Source organism: Acinetobacter sedimenti, from assembly GCF_022601685.1.
GTDB classification, from domain to species: domain Bacteria; phylum Pseudomonadota; class Gammaproteobacteria; order Pseudomonadales; family Moraxellaceae; genus Acinetobacter; species Acinetobacter sedimenti.
Genome location: NZ_JAKUML010000002.1, coordinates 186,806 through 206,533, shown reverse-complemented (window position 1 = coordinate 206,533; position 19,728 = coordinate 186,806). Strand labels below are relative to the sequence as shown.

Below are 19,728 nucleotides of genomic sequence, written 5' to 3'. Positions count from 1 at the left end.
ATCCAGGTCTACGTTTTGCGATCCGTGAAGGCGGTCGTACAGTAGGTGCTGGTGTTGTTGCGAAAGTAACTGCATAAGTTACTGCTCGGATAATTTAAAGATATTTCAGGTCGGAAATGCGTTTCCGATCTGCTTTATAGGTCAGTAGTTCAATTGGTAGAGCGTCGGTCTCCAAAACCGAATGTTGGGGGTTCGAGTCCCTCCTGGCCTGCAAATGAGAATTTAAATCATTGATTTTAATAATTTTATATTTTTACAACCCTCATTAGTGCCCACATCAAAATTTGAATTGAATGGTTGCTATTAGGATAAAATAGAACAATTACTATGTAGCTTTTGCAGTTTGATCAATGCTTATATTGCAGAAATCACTCAACGTCTGAATCACCGCCCAAGAAAAAGACTCGGCTTTAAAAGTCCGAGTCAGGTATTATGGCAACAACATGGTGTTGCACTTCAATTGCTAATCTAAGAAATATAAATATAAAAAATAGATATCCCCTAAACAGGGGGTGTTATTTATTAATAATTACAATATAATAAAGTAATTAAACTTTTATAATACGATTCAAACCAAGATAGTACAGGGGACGACCATGAAAAAATCAATACTCAGCCTAGGAATTATGACATGTCTATGCGCAGGGCTTAGTCATGCAGGATTTTTAGATAATGCACTGAAAGTTGCTTCTGCAATTCAAAACAAAGATACAGCTTCAGCATTAAACCATGCAGCTAATATGGCTACAACACAGAAAGAACAGCAGCAAACTGCGCAAGCAACGAACCAGTATCAAGCAGCTATGGATGTTGCGCCATTGAGCGTTTCTCAATTAAGTGGTATGGATTGCGCTGCATTGGCGGTGACGGCTGCAGCTGCGGATCGCGAAAAGAAAAGTTTGGTATCACAAGCTGAAACATATGACAACCTCAATACACAAGCACAACAAGAAGCGGCAACAAGCAGCAATAAAAAAATGCTTGGTGGTCTGATGTCTTTCGCTGGTAAAGTCATGGCAGAAACAGGTCGAGGTTCTGAATATTCAAATACTTTGGCGAATGTTGGTAATAACTTATCTAACTCACAGGCAGAAATTCAATTGCAAGGTATGGATGCGCAACAAATTGTTGCAATGCATAAAAAGCATGATACTGATTTAGAAAATATCAAGATTTATCAAAAAGCAAAATCTTGCAAATTCTGAGTGTAATATTTAGGCGCATTTGAGTTGCTACAGAAATAACTTTTTAAACCACTTTAAAGACTCCAGCTTTAAGGTGGTTTATTATTTTTCGACTTTGATAATGGTGTTGGTGAGTACATTCATCAGGACATAGCGATCTTTGACTTTGACCCATTGTTGATAGCGTGATGGCTCAGAGAGGTTTTGACCATTTTTAAAATCAACACGTTCTGCATTGCGAAACTCTTCGGGTAATGGCATACCTGCTTTTAATCGTCCATCACCACGGTGACGCTTTTTCTCTTTAGATTTTCCTTTTTCTTGCTGATATTGTTCGTGTTGCATCTGTTCTGATGCCTCATCATGTTGATGTTTTTCATGTGGCGCAGCATGGCTCACATTGACCGCCAATAAGGGCAATACAATCAAAATCATTCCAGCAAGTTGTTTCATGAAGCAACCTATCTCTTTTCTATTTACGCAGATCTCTAATGAACAGCATCATAACCGATGCTTGCTGACGAGTGATGAATTTGGCTTTAGTTTTACGTGAAAACTATGTAGAAATAATGGATTTCGCATTTTTCTTACATATTCAGTCGTTTTACGCTTTGATTAGGCGTTTTCGATAGACCTGTGAATTACGTTGATAGTTGTACATGGCTTGACGCACGCTCGGCAATTCGCTGAGTTCAACTTTTTCAAAGCCTTGCTCCATAAACCAATGCCCTGTATGTGTAGTCAGCAAATACAGGTGTTGAATGCCTTGTGCTTTGGCACGTTGCTCAAGGAATTGTAGCACTTGTACGCCACGATTGGACTTGCGATAGTCTGGATGCACGGCGACACAAGCGATTTCCGCTGATGTTATTCCAGTTGCTGTTTTATTTTCACTTTCATTGTCGAGCGGATACAGCGCAGCGCAGGCAAGGATCATACCATCACGTTCGATCACGGCAAAATGTTCAATCTCATCTTCAAGGCGTTCACGTGAGCGATAGACCAAAATGCCTTGTTCTTCGAGTGGACGCAGTAAGTTCAATAATCCGCCGACATCATTAATCGTTGCTTGACGTACTGCTTCATAGCCCATCGCTGTGACTAGCGTACCTAAACCATCACGTGTAAACAGCTCACCGAGTAACGCACCATTTTGATGATAAGACAATAAATGACAACGATTAACCCCAGCACGGCAAGCTTGTACCGCACCTGATAAATGCAAATATTGTTCACTATTTGCCGAGTCGATATGACTTAAATAGTGTTGCGCTTGCTGTGGATTCAGTTCACGGACTAGGCGTTGATCGCTATCGAGGAAGCCACGTTGCTCACCGAGGAAAATCAATTTATCCGCTTCTAAATCTATGGCAGCACGTGTCGCCACTTCTTCGGCACGCAGGTTAAACACTTCGCCAGTAGTTGAGTAGCCTGTTGGACCTAGCAAAGCGATTTGACCATGTTGTAGATTGTGATTGATCGCATCGCTATCAATTGCACGTACTTCACCTGTCAGTTGAAAATCGACACCTTCGTGGATTCCAAAAGGTTTTGCGGTGACGAAATTACCCGACACCACATCAATGCGTGCGCCGTACATTGGCGAGTTTGCCAAGCCCATAGAGAGTAAGGCTTCGATCTGCAAACGAATCGAGCCCACTGCATTGAGTACCGCAGGCAAAGACTCACGAGTGGTAATGCGACGATGTTTTAAAAATGGCGTGTCGAGATTGAGCTGTGCGAGATTATGATTAATCTGCGGACGGGCACCATGCACCAGTACTAGACGAATTCCAAGCGCATGAAGTAGTGCAATATCATGAATAATATGCTGAAAATTATCAGACTGGAGTGCTTCACCGCCAAACATCAGGACAAATGTTTTGTTTCGATGCGTGTTAATGTACGGTGCGGCATGACGAAACCAATGGACATAGCTAGGTGTGGAAGAATCAGGCACAGATGACTGTCCAACAGAAGCATTGATCTGTAAAAGATTTTCTTGTGTATTGGCTTGAACTTGTTTTGTCACGACTTGTCCTAACTCTAGCGTGGTATTTAACTTTCCAAGCATATCAAAAAGCGATTAGGATAAGTAATAAATCATCATGTGGTTATTTGCAAGGGTGCGATTTGCGGTGAATATTTTAATTTTAGGCTGTGGACAGATTGGTCAAGCATTGGCTGAGCAACTTACTCAAGACACTTACAATAATGATCAAGCTCAGCATCAAATCATCTGTGTCAGTCGAACAGCAAAAACATTTTCCTACGATAATATTCAACATCTTGCGCAAGACATTCAAAGTTTAAATTTTCAAGATTTAGATCTATCCCATCAGCCGAGCTTTGATTGGGTTTATGTAATCGTTTCCCCTGATGAACGAAATGTGGATTCCTACCAACGGATTTTTATTGATACTGCTCGCTCAGTATTTCAGGCATTGCAACATCATCCTGTGCAGAAAGTCATTTTTATCTCATCGACAAGAGTTTATGGCGAAGATCAAGGGCAATGGATTAATGATGAAAGCATTCCGAATACAGATGATTCTATTGGTCAGACCTTGATTGCAGCAGAGCAACTGTGGTCAGCCTATTGGCAAGAAAAATTAACCATCATCCGCCCGAGTGGTTTATATCGGGAGCATAGTGGATTTCTAAAAAAGAAAGCTTTGGAAACCCATCAGCTTCACGAAAATCATTGGACGAACCGGATTCATCGCACGGATTTGGTCGGTTTTTTACAGCATTTAATTTCGGTAGAAAATATCGAATCAAGCTATATCCTGAGCGATCAACGTCCGACTTTACAGCACGAATTATTCAATATAATCCGTGCAGAAAATCTGTTTGAACCGCTAAGAATTCATCCTGATGCAAAGACAACAGGCAAACGACTACGTACGGAACGTTTTACGCAGTCAGGCTATAAGCTGAAATATCCTGCGCATCCTTTATTGACCAAGACAATTCCCACCTAGCCTTAATGCCAGTCAGTTAAGCATTTTTAATCCTCCCCAGCCCTCCTTTTTCAAAGGAGGGAGTATTTCGACATTCAATACAGTGTTGAATTCAATGGTATGCCCCTCTTTTCAAAGATGAGAAACATTGTTTCGCAAGGGGGAGATTTATCAATCAGTAATAATGAAATTCCGCTTAACTGATCAGCATTATATCTTAAACCTGTTTTTTCATTCGCTCACGGATAAAGGTAATGATCGCAGGTAAAATACTCAGGAAAATAATACCGAAGATGACGAAGGTGAAATTGTCTTTGACCGCAGGAATATTACCGAATAGATAACCCAAAGTAATAAACGATGCCACCCAACAAATCGCACCGATCACGTTATAACTTAAAAAATATTTATAATTCATCGAGCTGACTCCAGCAACAAAGGGTGCAAAAGTCCGTGCAAAGGGAATAAAACGTGCGAAAATAATCGTTTTTCCGCCATGCTTTTCAAAGAAAGCTTGGGTTTTCAACAAGTATTCTTTATTGATCCAACGTGACTCGATGTTAAAGACACGAGGGCCGATATATTTACCAATATGATAGTTCAAGGTGTCGCCAAGTACAGCAGCGATAAACAATAAAAAAGTCAGTAAAAATGGATCCATTGCCCCTGTAGCAGCAAGCGCGCCCGCAGCAAACAGCAAGCTATCACCCGGTAAAAATGGCATGACGACTAAGCCAGTTTCGACAAAGATGATCAGAAATAATATGCCGTAAATCCATACGCCATAATTGGTGACGAATTCGACCAAGTGTTGATCGACATGCAAAATAAAATCGAGCAAATACATTGCGGTTCATTCAAATAAAAATTTGCCTAATGCTAGCAGGTGTAGCGTGCGCTTGCATTAGACAATCTGTGATTTTTTATGAATCGTCAAAGTACTTCAAATCTGCTACATCGTTAGCCTCGTTCGCAGTACAACTCGGACACCTTCACTCGTTTGCCTTGTATCAGAAGTCAATGACTTCGACGATATTTCTGAGTTTATCCCGTATTACGTAATCCTGCCGCAATCCCAGCAATAGTCACCATCAGCGCATGATCGATGGGTGTCTGCTCTAACCCTTGTTCAAGGTATTGCCGACGACGGCGCATCAGCTCTGCTTGTAATAGATGTAATGGCAATAAATAGGTTTTGCGCACACGCATGGATTGATCAAAATTGTCTTTATCATTTTTGAGTGCAGACTCAGATTTAAGCTGTAATAAAGTCTGCACAGCCTTATCAAGTCGATCACGTAGAGTTTGCCCTAGTTCGATCAACGCAGGATCATTAGTCAGATGAGCCTCGTAATATTGTGCAATACGTGGATCAGCTTTTGCCAAGACCATTTCCAACATATCAATCAAAGTGTTGAAATAAGGCCACTTTTCCAGCATGGTCAATAGCGTGTCTTTTTGTTGTGCATCGAGTGCATGTTCAATCGCAGCACCTGTGCCAAGCCATGCAGGGAGCATCAAACGGATTTGCGTCCATGCAAATACCCACGGAATCGCACGTAAAGACTCAATGCCACCACCGACTTTACGCTTCGCAGGACGTGAGCCCAACGGTAACATTTGAAGCTCTAATTCTGGCGTGACTGTACGTAGATAACGCACAAATTCGGGATGTTCACGCACCGTTTTACGATACAATTGCACTGATTCTGCGGTCATCGTGTGCATTAAATCTCGCCAAGCAGGCTCAGGCTTTGGCGGTGGTAGTAAGGTCGCTTTGAGGGTTGCAGCACAATAAATTTCTAAATTCTGAATGGCGATTGGCTCTAAACCAAATTTAAAACGGATCATCTCGCCCTGTTCGGTGACACGAATAGCACCTTTGATCGAACCTGGTGGCTGTGCATAGAGGGCTTGATGAGTTGGCGCACCACCACGACTGATTGAGCCACCACGACCGTGAAATAAGGTCAATTGAATGCCGTGCTTTTGCGCAACTTCTGTGAGCTGTTCCTGTGCACGGTATTGCGCCCAGTTTGCCGACATAAAGCCCGCATCTTTGGCAGAATCCGAATAGCCAATCATCACCTCATGTTTGCCTTGAATGCGTTGTTTGTACCACGGAATATTCAGTAATTGGTCAATACTTGATGCGGCACGATCAAGGTCATCTAAAGTTTCAAAGAGTGGCACGACACGTAGCGGTTTCGTTACGCCAGCTTCTTTTTGCAGTAGCATCACAGCCAGTACATCACTTGGATATTCTGCCATCGAAATGATATATGCGCCAAGTGACTCATGTGGTTGTTGTGCCAACATCTTCACAGTAGCCAAGACTTCCTGCACTTCATCATTGGCGAGGGCATCATCTTTGCTAATTTCGAGCTGATGCGGAAGTAACGGACGTTTATTGGCAAGTTCCTGTATCAACCAAGTTTGCTTCGCTTGTTCGCTCCAAGTAGAAAATTCACCCAAACCAAGAAAAGCAGTAATCGCACTCACAGCTTGACGATGACGAGTGGATTCCTGGCGAATGTCTAACTTTAACAGTTCAATGCCAAAACAATTGGCACGACGAATCACATCAAGTAGAAAGCCATCTGCGATATTTTGCATTTTACTATCTACAAGCGATTGATAGCAGTCGTGTAAAGGCTCAAGCAACTCAGATGTAGACTGCAAAACGCCTGTGTCATCTAAATTGCTTTGTCCATGCAGTCGTGTGTCTAACCATTTCAAAGTGAGTTGCAAGCGATCTCGTAGATCACGTAAACGCTCACGATACGGCTCAACATGGTGATTTACTTTCTCTGCGAATTCCTCCGTGCATTGTTGCATGGAGAGCTCCCAACGCAGATTTTCAATATCTTTTAAAAATAAATCCGCTGCTTTCCAACGTGAAAGTAATAGCACTTCTTCGGTCACTCTGTGCGTGACATTCGGATTGCCATCACGATCGCCACCCATCCATGAAGCAAAGCGAATCGGCGCACTATCCAGTGGCAAACGCTCTCCGCAGTGCTTCAATACCAACTGATCAAGTTCACGGATGAATTTCGGTACAGCCGTCCAAAGGGTTTGTTCGATAGTGGTAAAGCCCCATTTCGCCTCATCGACAGGTGTAGGGCGCTTCTGACGAATTTCATCGGTCTGCCAAGCAGCGGTGATTTCTTGTTGTAACTCGGATTCGAGCTGTGCTTGCTCAATCGGCGTGAGTTTGCGTTGATCGAGTTCTGCAAGACAACGGCTAATATCATCATATTTCTGAATCAGCGTGCGTCGGCTGACTTCAGTTGGATGTGCTGTCAATACCAGTTCAATATGCAAATTACAGATGCTGTCAAATAGCGTTTGCTTATTAATATTTTCAGATTGAGTGAGTTTAAAAAGTTGTTGTAAGACGTTGCTTTGATTGAGCATATCGCCATCTAAATCAAATTGATTACGACGACGCTGACGCACACCATGATACTGCTCAGCGATATTGGCAAAGTTGAGAAAATGAGTAAAAGCACGGCTCAATGGGAGTGCGTCTTCATCACTTAAATGTTGTAAAAAATCTTCAAGCTCTTGCTGAGCTTGCGCATCGCCATCTCGTGCGCCTTTGGCATATTTGCGAATATGTTCGACCTGATCATAGAGTGTCTGTCCGACGTGTTGTTTTAATGTGTCACCCAAATAAGTTCCCAGTAAACGCACATCATCTCGTAGTTCAACATCTATTTCGGATTGACTCATGATCTGGTTAGCTCCTCAAAGTTTGGGTAAAAATCTCAACAAACGCTTTGCTTTAATGTACTTACTAATCTACTTTGTTTAATTTACTTGGCTTAGTCTACTCGCTTTGGTGATCTTGCCACAAATCTGTCCTGCTAAAGTCTGATATAGATTGTATGTAAAAGTGTACGACGTGACCGAAAACGATTGTTGACGTCAGCTCTTCAAGGATGTGAAAGCAAAAAGTATGCAATGTTGCAGGAGGAAGGGATAAAGAAATTTAATGCAAAGGATAAACTTTAAAAAAGATGCTTAATTGCTTTTTAATTTTGGCTTGGATTTGTTCATGATTCGGTACAGGATCAATCCCCCAAATAACCCGATCATGATGGACATCGGTCATTAGACTGCAAAACAAATCAATGGCAACGGATTCATCATCCATTTCGATCAATTGATGTTGTTGAAATTGTTGAAATAACGAGAGCAAGTTCGTACGAGTTTGTTGTGGTCCTGCATTATAAAATAAGCTTACCAATTCAGGGGCTTGGCTCGCTAGACTGGTCAACAGTTGATGCAGTTTGATCGCCTCTTCACTATAAAGCATCTTTAAAAATGCCACTGCCAAATCCGTTAAATGCGCTTCGACCGACTTGTTTGGATCAAGTTGATAAAAATGTTTAGGCAATCGTTGATCGCAAACCATCGCAATCGCTGCACCGAACAATTGCGCCTTATCTTGGAAATGATTGTATACCGTGAGTTTGGATACACCTGCTTGCTTGGCAATGCTGTCCATGCTTGTGCCTTCATAGCCAGTACTTAAGAAGCTTTGTGTGGCAGCTTCCAAAATGGCTTGGCGCTTTTTCAAATCTTTAGGACGACCAACTTGAGGTTGCATGTTGAACATTTCTCAAATACAGCAAAAATAAAATCGGAGTTTTTACACAACAGGGCACAGTTACATAATTGACTGTACTGCCGTGAAAAAAGCTCTAGCTTACAATAGCAACAATTATTATACTCTATAGTATAGAAATTGCGAAGCATTGTGATAAAACATCGCTCGCATGGAATCGCAAAAGCGTGGATCGACGCGGAAATAAAGAGTGCAAAACATGAAAAAACGACAGCATTTTGGGGCTTGGACAACGACCAGTATTGCAATATTGCTTAGCTTGGTTATGGTTGGGTGCAATAAACAAGAGCAAGAACCCGAACAGCTTAAAATCGTCATGGTGACTCAGCCAAAAACCAGTAACCAACAGCTACACAGCTATGCAGGCGAAGTCCAAGCACGTCAACAAACCAATCTTGCATTCCGTGTCGGGGGGCAAATTGTTGAAAGATCGGTGGATATTGGCGATCGTGTGAGTGTCGGGCAAGTGCTCGCTCGCTTAGATGTCAAAGATGCCAATCTTGAGTTGAATGCTGCTCGGGCACAGTTAGAACAGGCACAATCTGCATTGGCAAATGCACAAGCGGAGCTCAAACGATTTGGACAATTACTGCCTGCAAATGCGGTGAGCCGTTCACAATATGATAGTGTTGAAAATCAATATAAATCGGCACAGTCGAGCTTAAAACAAGCCCAATCCAACTATGCCATGGCGCAAAACCAAAGCCAATACAATCAACTTCGTGCCAACAAAAATGGCGTGATTACCAACCGTGAGATTGAAGTTGGGCAAGTGGTTGCTGCGGGTCAGACGGCGTATCAGCTTGCGTTAGATGGCGAGCGTGAAGTGGTGATCGGTGTTGCAGAAAATGCGGTGCGTGATTTGCGTGTCGGTCAGTCGGCAACAGTTAGCTTATGGTCTGCGCCTGATCAGCGTTATGATGCGTATGTGCGTGAGATTTCTCCTGCTGCGGATCAAAGTCGTACTTTCCAAGTCAAAGTTGCATTGCGCGATCAAAGCCAAGCGATTCAACTTGGACAAAGTGCGAGGGTCTTCTTTCAAACTTCACAAGATGCACAGCTAAGCATTCCATTATCAAGTGTATCTGCGATTGATGAAAAACCGTATGTGTGGGTGATCAACCCCAATCAAACTTTAAAGCGGACGTGGGTGCAACTGGGCGAATATAAGCATGATCGTGTGCCTGTACTTGCAGGTTTAAAGCCTGATCAATGGGTCGTGGTTGGTGGGGTGCATTTGCTCCGTGAGAAACAAAAAGTACGTCTAGTTGATGTCAATAACAGACCAGTTTCTCTTGAAGATAATACAATACAGCAAAGCAATAATCAGACACAAACCAGCCCAATTCAGAAAGCATCAGCTTCGACTCAAAAAACCATATCGGAGGGTTAAATCATGTCATTTAATCTTTCAGAGTGGGCACTGAAAAATAAAGGCTTAGTCTTTTATTTTATGGTGCTTTTGGCGGTTTTAGGTTTTATTTCTTATTCCAATCTATCGCAAAGTGAAGACCCACCGTTTACCTTTAAGGTGATGGTGGTGCAGACCTATTGGCCAGGTGCAACGGCTGAAGAAGTGTCCCTACAGGTCACAGATCGTATCGAAAAAACGCTGATGGAAACTGGCAAATATGATCGTATCACGGCGTATTCACGTCCCGGTGAGTCGATGGTGACTTTTGTTGCCAAGGATTCCATGCGTTCGGCGCAGATCCCTGACGTATGGTATGACGTGCGCAAAAAAGTCGGTGATATGAAACATGAATTACCGCAAGGCGTACAAGGACCATTTTTTAATGATGAGTTCGGAGATACCTACGGCAATATCTATGTGTTGACTGGTGCAGACTATAACTATGGCGTCTTAAAAGAATATGCAGATCGCTTACAACTTCAGTTGCAACGTGTGGCGGATGTTGGGAAAGTTGAACTGGTTGGTTTGCAAGATGAAAAAGTTTGGGTAGAAATTTCCAATACCAAAGCGGTCAATATGGGGATTCCTGTCACTCAGATTCAACAAGTTTTAAATGCACAAAACAGTATTAATTCAACAGGTTATTTTGAAACGGGTTCGGATCGCATCCAGCTTCGGGTGAGCGGTGAAATCAATTCGGTGGATGAACTTCGTGAAATGCCACTTTTGGTTGGTGATCGTACGATTAAGCTCGGTGATGTGGCTGAGGTTTATCGTGGTTTTAGCGAACCTGCACAACCTCGTATGCGCTTTATGGGTGAGAATGGTATTGGTATTGCGGTATCCATGCGTAAAGGTGGGGATATTCTTGCTTTAGGGGAAAATCTTGAAGCGGAGTTTGCTCGCCTACAAGATACCTTGCCAGTTGGTATGAGCCTGAGCAAAGTATCGGATCAACCTGTTGCGGTTGAGCGTAGTGTCAATGAGTTTATGAAAGTATTGGCAGAAGCGGTGATTATCGTTTTGCTTGTGAGTTTCTTCTCTCTAGGCTTTCGTACTGGCTTAGTGGTGGCATTTTCTATTCCTCTGGTCTTAGCGATGACCTTTGCAGGCATGAATATCTTCGATGTGGGATTGCATAAAATCTCACTGGGCGCACTGATTCTTGCGCTCGGGCTTTTGGTCGATGATGCCATTATCGCTGTGGAAATGATGGCGATCAAAATGGAGCAGGGCTATAGTCGGCTCAAAGCAGCAGGCTATGCATGGACGAGTACAGCATTTCCAATGTTGACAGGGACACTCATCACTGCAGCAGGCTTCTTACCGATTGCGACTGCGCAATCAGGGACTGGCGAATACACACGTTCGATCTTCCAAGTGGTGACTATTGCTTTGGTGGTGTCTTGGGTTGCAGCGGTCATATTTGTGCCTTATCTCGGTGCAAAACTATTGCCTGATTTTCAGAATATGCGTCAGCAAGCGCCGTGGTATCAACGTCTATGGGCAAAATTACGTAAACAGCCTGCACCGCAGGCTGTTGAGCATAATGAGGATCACGACCCATACCAAACTAAGTTTTACCAACGCTTTCGTGAGATGGTCAATGCTTGCGTTGAGTATCGCAAAACAGTGATTGTGGCGACTATCTTAGTGTTTGTCGGCTCTTTGGCTTTATTTAAAACTGTGCCACAGCAGTTCTTCCCGCCATCTAACCGTGCAGAGATTTTGATTGATCTCAAGCTTGAAGAAGGTGCGTCACTTAAAGCAACAGAACAAGCAGTACAAAAAGTTGAGCAATTCTTAAAAACTCAAGATGGTATTGATAACTATGTGGCGTATGTCGGTACAGGGTCGCCACGTTTTTATCTACCGCTTGACCAGCAGTTACCTCAAGCCAGTTTTGCACAATTCGTAGTGCTTGCGACGACCTTGGAAGAGCGTAATGAAATTCGTCAAAATCTAGATAAGCAATTGCGTGAAATCCTACCGCAAGTCCGTACACGTGTGTCTTTGCTTGAGAATGGCCCTCCTGTTGGCTATCCAGTGCAATATCGTGTGTCAGGTGAAGATGTCGGTGAGGTGCGGAAGTGGGCACAACAGCTTGCTTCAACATTGGGTGAACAAGCAGACGTCACCAATGTACACCTTGATTGGGGCGAACCAAGTAAAATCATTTATCTCAATGTTGATCAAGATCGTGCACGTCAGATGGGTGTAAGTAGTCAGAACTTGGCAAACTTCCTGAGTAGCTCATTGACAGGCAGTGTGATTGATCAGTATCGTGAAAAGCGTGAGTTGATCGAAATCCGTATGCGTGGTGAAGCTGATGAGCGGATTGATGTTGGTGCATTGGCGAGTCTTGCCGTGCCAACCAATAATGGTGGTAGTGTGCCATTGGCGCAGATTGCCAATATCGAATATCGCTTTGAAGATGGGTTAATTTGGCATCGCAACCGCTTGCCAACCATTACCGTGCGTGCAGATATGCGTACCGAAAAGCAACCTGCAACATTCATTGCAGAAATGACTGAGCAAGTTGATGAACTCCGTCAGCAAGTGCCAAATGGATACTTGATCGAAGTCGGTGGTACAGTCGAAGAGTCAGCACGTGGTCAAAAGTCTGTAAATGCAGGCATGCCATTGTTCTTGGCAGTAGTATTTACCTTGTTAATGCTACAGCTGAAGAGTATTTCTCGCTCGATCATTGTGTTGCTCACCGCACCATTAGGCATAATCGGTGTCACAGTATTCTTATTGCTCTTTGGCAAGCCATTTGGTTTTGTGGCGATGCTCGGGACGATTGCGTTATCAGGTATGATCATGCGTAACTCATTGATTCTGATTGATCAAATCGAAAAAGATATTGCGACAGGTTCTGATCGGTGGACTGCGATTATCGAATCAGCAGTACGTCGTTTCCGACCGATCATCTTGACGGCGTTGGCTGCAGTATTGGCAATGATTCCACTGTCTAGAAGTATTTTCTTTGGACCAATGGCGGTTGCGATTATGGGTGGGTTGATTGCGGCAACTGTGCTGACACTATTCTTCTTGCCTGCGGTCTATGCAGCATGGTTCAAAGTCAAGAAAGACGAACATATCGAAAATAGGGCGTAGTATGCAAAAACTACTATCTTCTCTTGCCGATATGTAGTATTTTTGCAATACATTTAGGTCTGTTAAGGTTGCATTAACGCTCGTTTAATGTTGCTACAGACCTTGTAGAGCATTCTATACAACGTGGTATGGACTAGAAATAACGCTCGCATATTGAGGTAGAGATGGGTCAGGAACAGCAAAAACGACAGCAAAAGCAGATATTACTTGCTTATGTGATGATGTTTCTGTCCGTGTTTACTTTTGTGTCGATTATTTTTGCGTACTTATTGGCGATGCGTCTAACACATACAGAAGATATCGAAGTTTGGCTCAATTCGCATGCGTTGTGGATCGTCAGAACTTTACTGATCTTTATCTGTATCGCACTATTTGCTGCACTTTGGTTTATTCCTTTATATTTTTTCATTTGGGATCAACATATATGGGTTACCGCTTGCACCATTGCAGGGGTGATTTTTACCATCGTCGCTTGGCTTTATTTGTTGAACGCTTGGTTGAAAGGCTTAATTAAGTTTTTTCAGCGCAAATCAGTTTACTAAACTTTTATTTTCCCTTTAATAATGCCAATACCTTGTAGGGCATTGGCACATTTATTTTGCAAAAATTTCTGATTTTTCCTTGTAAAAAACCAAATCGCCCCAATGATTAGCGCATTCGAATTGTAATTTTTCCATTTTAATCTTTCAGTATGAACAGTATGGATTTTCATGAACAGTGATTTTCGATATTGTTTTTCAGTATGACACGTGAGGAGTACCGCTGTTCATGGCAAAGCGTGACTATTATGAGGTTTTAGGTGTTGCTAAAACCGCCAGCGATGACGAAGTAAAAAAAGCCTACCGCAAACTGGCGATGAAATACCACCCAGACCGCAACCCTGATAATGCTGAAGCAGAAGAAAAATTTAAAGAAGCGACAGAAGCTTACGAGATTATTTCTGATCGTGAAAAGCGTAGCATGTATGACCGTATGGGTCACAGCGCTTTTGAAGGTGGTTTTGGTGGCGGTGGTGGCTTCGGTGGTGGTGGTTTTAGTGCTGAAGATATTTTTAGCCAATTTGGTGATATTTTTGGTGGTGCATTTGGTGGTGGCAGTCGTGGTCAGCAACGCCAACGTCGTGGTTCAGACCTTCGCTATGTGATGGAACTCAGCCTTGAAGAAGCGATCAAAGGCGTCAAGAAGACCATTACTTTCTCAGCGCCTGCACCTTGTAATACTTGCGATGGTAAGGGTGCCAAGAATCCAAATGATGTAGAAACGTGTAAAACCTGTCATGGTGCAGGTCAAGTACGCATGCAACAAGGTTTCTTTGCGGTACAGCAGACCTGTAGTACCTGTCGTGGCGTAGGTAAAACCATTAAAAACCCATGTAATACCTGTCATGGTAGCGGTATCCAAGATCGTCAACAGACCTTGGAAGTGACCATTCCTGCAGGTGTAGATAATGGTGATCGTGTCCGTCTAACAGGAAAAGGCGAAGCGATGCGTGATGGTCAGTCAGGCGATCTTTACGTGGAAGTGGTGGTACGTGAGCATGAAATCTTCCAACGTGATGGTGCAGACCTCTATATGGATGTGCCAGTCAGTATTGCTGATGCAGCACTTGGACGTGAGTTGGAAATCCCAACACTCGATAGTCGTGTGAGTTTAAAAATTCCAGAAGGAACGCAAACAGGCAAAATGTTCCGTCTACGTGGTAAAGGTGTTAAACCTGTACGTAGCACAATGGTGGGTGACTTGCTTTGTCGTGTTGTGGTAGAAACGCCAACCAATCTCAATGAAAAGCAACGTGAATTGCTCCGTGAATTTCAACAGACTTTGGGCGAAAACAACTTACAAAACGATACGAAGAAAAAGAAAGGTTTCTTTGACAAAGTTTCGGACTTGTTTGACTAAGCTCAGCGGTGTCTATCTTAAAATGCTTGCATCTTGCAGGCATTTTTTATGCAAGTTTCACACGGAGTTTGTGAAGAATGCTGAAATTCAACATAAAAATGCAGTGATGTATAGGATTTCACCTTTCAGCATGGCAAAGTTTTGTTATAGTAAAGCACAATTTTTTATCGATAGATTTTGATTCGAGGCAGTTATGGCAAATTCACCACGTATAGGCATTCTCGGTGCAGGTGGTCGCATGGGACGTACCTTAATTCAAGCGGTTCAACAAGCGGGCTATCAACTCGCAGCAGCAGTTGAGCGCCCTGAAAGTAGCTTGGTCGGGACGGATGCGGGTGAGTTGGCAGGTGTGGGTGCGCTCGGTGTCAAAGTGGTTGGCAGTATCGAAGAAGCCTTACCACAATGCGATGTAGTGATTGACTTTACCGTGCCTGCGGCGACAGAGCAGCATTTGCAAGCATGTCAGAAAGCGAATGTGGCGATGGTCATTGGGACGACTGGTTTTAATGATGCGCAAAAAGCCTTGCTTGATGAAACAGCGAAATCTATTCCTGTGGTGTATGCAGCGAACTACTCAGTTGGTGTCAATGTATCGATCAAACTCCTAGAGCTTGCGGCAAAAGCCTTTGGTGATACGGTGGATATCGAAGTGGTTGAAGCCCATCACCGTCACAAAGTTGATGCGCCATCTGGCACAGCGCTGATGATGGGTGAAGCTGTTGCAGGCGCACTTGGACGTGATCTCAAAGAAGTTGCAGTGTATGGCCGTGAAGGTATTACAGGTGCACGTGATCGCCAAACGATTGGCTTTGAAACCATTCGTGGTGGTGATATTGTTGGTGAACATAATGTGATGTTCATTGGGGAAGGTGAGCGCTTGGAAATCAAACACATGGCAACCAGTCGGATGAACTTCGCTGGCGGTGCTGTTCGTGCAGCGGCATGGGTGATTGGCAAGTCTGCGACACGCTATGACATGCTTGATGTATTGGATTTGAAATAAGACATCAATAGGTGGTTACAAAGACACCTTTTGTCATACATTTCTGCACAGCTTTAACAGAAATGTAGCGGACAAAGCAGGGCGGTTTATCTATACTGCTATGGGATGTTTAAACCGCCTCAGTAATAGTGTTGAGAAACATGGGCGATATAGGGCGACAACCCTGAAAACAAAAATGATCGTATAACGACAGTATTGGACAAGATTGGATCCCAAGGATATGTTAAAACACCTCAATGCAATTCTCATGTTGCTGTTTATCAGTAGTATGTTGCTCAGCACAGCAACCCATGCCAAAAGCAAAGAACGACTCGGTATAAACAAGCAAGGTATTAAAGTTTGGACATATCAAACCAAAGATAATCCAATGCTCGAATATCGTGCGGAAACTGTCTTAGACACGACTCTAGAGAATGCGACAGGTTTGATCTTGGATGTTGAGCGTGGCAAAAAGTGGGTGCCATATATGTCTGATATTCAAGTGATTGAACGTGATGATAAGGCGGGTGAGTTTATTATTTATTGCCGAATGGACTTTCCATTTCCGCTGAACGATCGTGACTTAGTCATTCAAGGCAATTACCGCAAAGACAGTAATGGTCGCATTATCATTAAGAATAAAGCGATCAACGATCCGCGAGTACCCATTAAAAACAATGTGATCCGCATTACCCATTATGAGGGAGATTGGATCATGACTAAGCTTGGCGCAAAACAGGTCAAAGTGACGACATCAGGCTTTGCAGATCCTGCAGGTTCGATTCCGACCAGCTTTGTGAATACCTTTGTCGAGCAACAACCGTATCAAATGTTGCAAAAAATGAAACAACAAATCAAAACGGTGAACTACACTGCAAAAGACTTACCGTCGATCTTGAAATGATGATTTTAAATAGACTATGACATTGGCATCTCCGAGAAAATGAGATGTCTTAAAGATATTGAGTAGATTCCGTTTTGAGCTTACAGTTCAAAACGGATTTTTTTAATCAATTAAGCTACATTAATCACCATGCCACTAAGGACGAGCGGAGCAACTGACATGAAAAGTATTGCACATTATCCATTATACCTCGCCAATAAAGCCGTTGAAACACAACAGCTTTTGGACGTCGATGATAAATATCAGCAACATGTCTTTGCCAAAGTCAGTCTTGCCGATGAGCGTATCGTAGAGCAAGCCATCGTTGCCGCTGTAAAAGCGGAATCCGCAATGACTCAGCTAAAGCCTTATCAAAAGCAAAGCATTCTATTGCACTGCGTTGAGCAGTTTAAAAAGCGTCGTAACGAGCTCACAGAAATTTTGATTCTTGAAGGTGGTAAGCCACTAAAAGCTTCGCAAGCTGAAGTTGAGCGTTTAATTAATACATTTCAATTAGCCGCAGATGCTACGACACAACTGAGTCAAGGCGATGTGATGCCTTTGGCGGTGACACCTGCTGCAGGGCAATATCGAGGTATGGTGCAACATGTGCCGATCGGTGCGATTGCCTTGATTAGTCCGTTTAATTTTCCTTTGAATTTGACTGCACACAAAATTGCACCTGCGATCGTAGCAGGTTGTCCATTTGTGCTTAAACCTGCGAGTCTAACGCCGATTAGCGCATTGATCATTGGTGAGATTTTGGCACAAACGGATTTACCTGAAGGCGCATTTTCGATCTTGCCAAGTACTCGTGATGCCGCAGATCAGCTTGTCACTGATGATCGCTTAAAACTACTTAGTTTTACAGGTTCGGATCAAGTCGGTTGGGACATGAAAGCACGTGCAGGACGTAAAAAAGTCACACTTGAACTGGGTGGCAATGCAGCGGTGATGATTGAACCTGATACGGTTATTGATGATGCGTTGATTGATCGTCTGATCACTGGTGGTTATGCACACGCAGGGCAGGTTTGTATCAGTGTGCAACGTGTGTTAATTCATCAAGATATTTATGCAGAACTAAAAAATAAACTGGTTGAAAAGCTTCGCAATATCAAAGCACAAGATCCAAAGCAAGATGACACCATCGTTGGGCCAATGATTAAGCACAAAGAGGCAAAACGCCTAAAACAATGGTTGGATGAAGCAACTGGCAAAGGTGCGACATTGCTATCTGGTGGTTCTTTGGATGGCGTGTTGTTTGAACCGTCGTTACTTGAGGGTGTGAGTCCTGACTGTCAAATTTATAAGGACGAAGCGTTTGGACCGGTGATGATTTTGGAGCCATATTTAGACTTCACTGCGGGCATTGAAAAAATCAATTCAAGCCGATTTGGTCTACAGGCGGGTGTTTATACACAGAATCTCAATAAAATGATGCAGGCATGGGACGAGCTTCATGTTGGCGGTGTGATCATTAACGATGTGCCGACGTTCCGTGTCGACAATATGCCCTATGGTGGTGTCAAAGATTCTGGGCTTGGACGAGAAGGCATTCAATCCGCCATTGCGGATATGCAGGAGCCACGTTTATTGGTGATCAAACAACCCAATTAATTAGGTCAAAAGCATCAGCACAAGTTATTCAAGACAAATGAATCAGAGCAAGTTAATCAGAAGTGAAAGGAAAATTTCAGTTTCAGTTTTGATTTTAAATTCAGTTAAACTATCGGAATCGTGTAATTAGGAACAACCTATGAAAAGTTGGAAGCAAATCAACACAGCACTGTTGATGTCAGGAGCTCTTAGTGGCTTGGCGCTACTCAGTACGACTGCACAAGCAGATATGCTTGGTGTATATGGCAGTGTGGATTATTGGAATCTGCAAGGTGAGTATAACGAAGCACCTCAAGATGCAAGTTTAAGAAGCGCAGATAGCTTGTCGCTAGATGACAAAGGGCAAGCACAAGTTTCATTGGCTTTTGAGCATCCAGTGCCATTGATTCCAAACGGAAAAATTCGTTATACAGGGATAGATGTTGATACTGAAGAACAGAACCTCGCAGGCGATGCACTCTATAATATTGATTTGGATTCAACAGATTTCATTTTGTATTATGAAATTTTAGACAATATCGTCAGCGTTGATGTGGGTGTGGCTGCGAAGCAACTTGAAGGTGATGTGACTTATAACAGTACCGTAGGTGCAGATAAGGTTGAGATTAGTGAAACTGCGCCGATGCTCTATGCATCAGCAGGTGGGAAACTACCATTTACAGGATTGAGTGCAAAGGCTGAACTGCTTGCAACCAACTATGATGATACGCAAATCACTGATGCATCAGCGGAAATTAAATATAACTTTGTTGAAAATCTATTAATCGATCTTGGCGCAAAAGCAGGCTATCGTATCTTGAATATTGAGCTCGATGATCAAGATGGCTTTGATACCAAGTTCGATTTTGATGGCCCGTATATTGGCTTAGAAGCACATTTTTGATTTTTTATAATTTAAAACCATGGTTTTGCACGTCACTGGCTAACGAAGATCAATTTAAAAAATGGATGCGAATGCATCCATTTTTTATTTTTCGGCTTGGTGTTTTGATATTACGTTCCACGTGAAACATTCAAGATCGCTTTA

General features: G+C 43.0%; 16 protein-coding genes, 1 tRNA gene and 1 pseudogene. 13 read left to right on the top strand and 5 right to left on the bottom strand.

What is annotated here, in order from left to right:
- The 4 genes and pseudogenes from MKI79_RS02020 to MKI79_RS02010 form a co-directional block, all read left to right on the top strand.
- On the top strand, positions 1–77 hold a 77-nt coding region (locus tag MKI79_RS02020), incomplete at its 5' end, for an EF-Tu C-terminal domain-related protein (RefSeq protein WP_445585612.1).
- Between the two features lie 61 nt (positions 78–138).
- Positions 139–211, top strand: a tRNA-Trp gene (locus MKI79_RS02015).
- 144 nt (positions 212–355) lie between these two features.
- Positions 356–472: pseudogene (locus MKI79_RS11785) on the top strand (IS30 family transposase); the annotation flags it as partial.
- A 124-nt stretch (positions 473–596) separates the two neighbouring features.
- Positions 597–1,205, top strand: a complete 609-nt coding sequence (locus tag MKI79_RS02010) for a hypothetical protein (protein ID WP_241570393.1) — start codon at positions 597–599, stop codon at positions 1,203–1,205.
- An 81-nt stretch (positions 1,206–1,286) separates the two neighbouring features.
- Here the strand turns inward: MKI79_RS02010 and MKI79_RS02005 are convergent, their stop codons facing one another.
- Together MKI79_RS02005 and argA are read right to left on the bottom strand one after the other, a co-directional pair.
- Complete coding sequence (locus tag MKI79_RS02005; RefSeq protein WP_241570392.1) at positions 1,287–1,637, bottom strand: RcnB family protein; 351 nt, start codon at positions 1,635–1,637, stop codon at positions 1,287–1,289.
- Positions 1,638–1,788: 151 nt separating this feature from the next.
- Complete coding sequence (gene argA, locus MKI79_RS02000) at positions 1,789–3,144, bottom strand: amino-acid N-acetyltransferase (protein ID WP_241570409.1); 1,356 nt, start codon at positions 3,142–3,144, stop codon at positions 1,789–1,791.
- 178 nt (positions 3,145–3,322) lie between these two features.
- Between argA and MKI79_RS01995 the strand changes: the two genes are divergently transcribed.
- Complete coding sequence (locus MKI79_RS01995) at positions 3,323–4,168, top strand: NAD-dependent epimerase/dehydratase family protein (RefSeq protein WP_241570391.1); 846 nt, start codon at positions 3,323–3,325, stop codon at positions 4,166–4,168.
- A 196-nt stretch (positions 4,169–4,364) separates the two neighbouring features.
- Here the strand turns inward: MKI79_RS01995 and MKI79_RS01990 are convergent, their stop codons facing one another.
- The 3 genes from MKI79_RS01990 to MKI79_RS01980 all read right to left on the bottom strand — a co-directional run bounded on the left by MKI79_RS01990 (position 4,365) and on the right by MKI79_RS01980 (position 8,765).
- Positions 4,365–4,994 carry a DedA family protein gene (locus MKI79_RS01990; RefSeq protein WP_241570390.1) on the bottom strand — a complete coding sequence of 210 codons (630 nt, stop codon included), beginning with the start codon at positions 4,992–4,994 and terminating at the stop codon, positions 4,365–4,367.
- Between the two features lie 197 nt (positions 4,995–5,191).
- Positions 5,192–7,885 carry a phosphoenolpyruvate carboxylase gene (gene ppc / locus MKI79_RS01985; RefSeq protein WP_241570389.1) on the bottom strand — a complete coding sequence of 898 codons (2,694 nt, stop codon included), beginning with the start codon at positions 7,883–7,885 and terminating at the stop codon, positions 5,192–5,194.
- A gap of 259 nt (positions 7,886–8,144) precedes the next feature.
- Positions 8,145–8,765, bottom strand: a complete 621-nt coding sequence (locus MKI79_RS01980; RefSeq protein ID WP_241570388.1) for a TetR/AcrR family transcriptional regulator — start codon at positions 8,763–8,765, stop codon at positions 8,145–8,147.
- 217 nt (positions 8,766–8,982) lie between these two features.
- Here MKI79_RS01980 and MKI79_RS01975 point away from each other — a divergent pair, with 217 nt between their 5' ends.
- From MKI79_RS01975 to MKI79_RS01940, 8 genes are all read left to right on the top strand, one after another.
- Positions 8,983–10,176: an efflux RND transporter periplasmic adaptor subunit gene (locus tag MKI79_RS01975; protein ID WP_241570387.1), complete on the top strand. Its 1,194-nt coding sequence runs from the start codon at positions 8,983–8,985 to the stop codon at positions 10,174–10,176.
- A gap of 3 nt (positions 10,177–10,179) precedes the next feature.
- Positions 10,180–13,317, top strand: coding sequence for an efflux RND transporter permease subunit (locus tag MKI79_RS01970; protein WP_241570386.1), 3,138 nt, complete (start codon positions 10,180–10,182; stop codon positions 13,315–13,317).
- Positions 13,318–13,481: 164 nt separating this feature from the next.
- Positions 13,482–13,859, top strand: a complete 378-nt coding sequence (locus MKI79_RS01965) for a hypothetical protein (RefSeq protein WP_241570385.1) — start codon at positions 13,482–13,484, stop codon at positions 13,857–13,859.
- A 226-nt stretch (positions 13,860–14,085) separates the two neighbouring features.
- Positions 14,086–15,216 carry a molecular chaperone DnaJ gene (gene dnaJ, locus MKI79_RS01960; protein WP_241570384.1) on the top strand — a complete coding sequence of 377 codons (1,131 nt, stop codon included), beginning with the start codon at positions 14,086–14,088 and terminating at the stop codon, positions 15,214–15,216.
- Between the two features lie 193 nt (positions 15,217–15,409).
- Complete coding sequence (dapB, locus tag MKI79_RS01955) at positions 15,410–16,219, top strand: 4-hydroxy-tetrahydrodipicolinate reductase (RefSeq protein ID WP_241570383.1); 810 nt, start codon at positions 15,410–15,412, stop codon at positions 16,217–16,219.
- A gap of 220 nt (positions 16,220–16,439) precedes the next feature.
- The gene (locus tag MKI79_RS01950; RefSeq protein ID WP_241570382.1) at positions 16,440–17,102 is read left to right on the top strand and encodes an START domain-containing protein; all 663 of its coding nucleotides are present in this window, start codon (positions 16,440–16,442) and stop codon (positions 17,100–17,102) included.
- A 159-nt stretch (positions 17,103–17,261) separates the two neighbouring features.
- On the top strand, positions 17,262–18,701 hold the full coding sequence (locus tag MKI79_RS01945) for an aldehyde dehydrogenase family protein (RefSeq protein ID WP_241570381.1): 1,440 nt from the start codon (positions 17,262–17,264) through the stop codon (positions 18,699–18,701).
- Between the two features lie 175 nt (positions 18,702–18,876).
- Complete coding sequence (locus MKI79_RS01940) at positions 18,877–19,584, top strand: TIGR04219 family outer membrane beta-barrel protein (protein ID WP_241570408.1); 708 nt, start codon at positions 18,877–18,879, stop codon at positions 19,582–19,584.
- Positions 19,585–19,728: the final 144 nt, after the last annotated feature.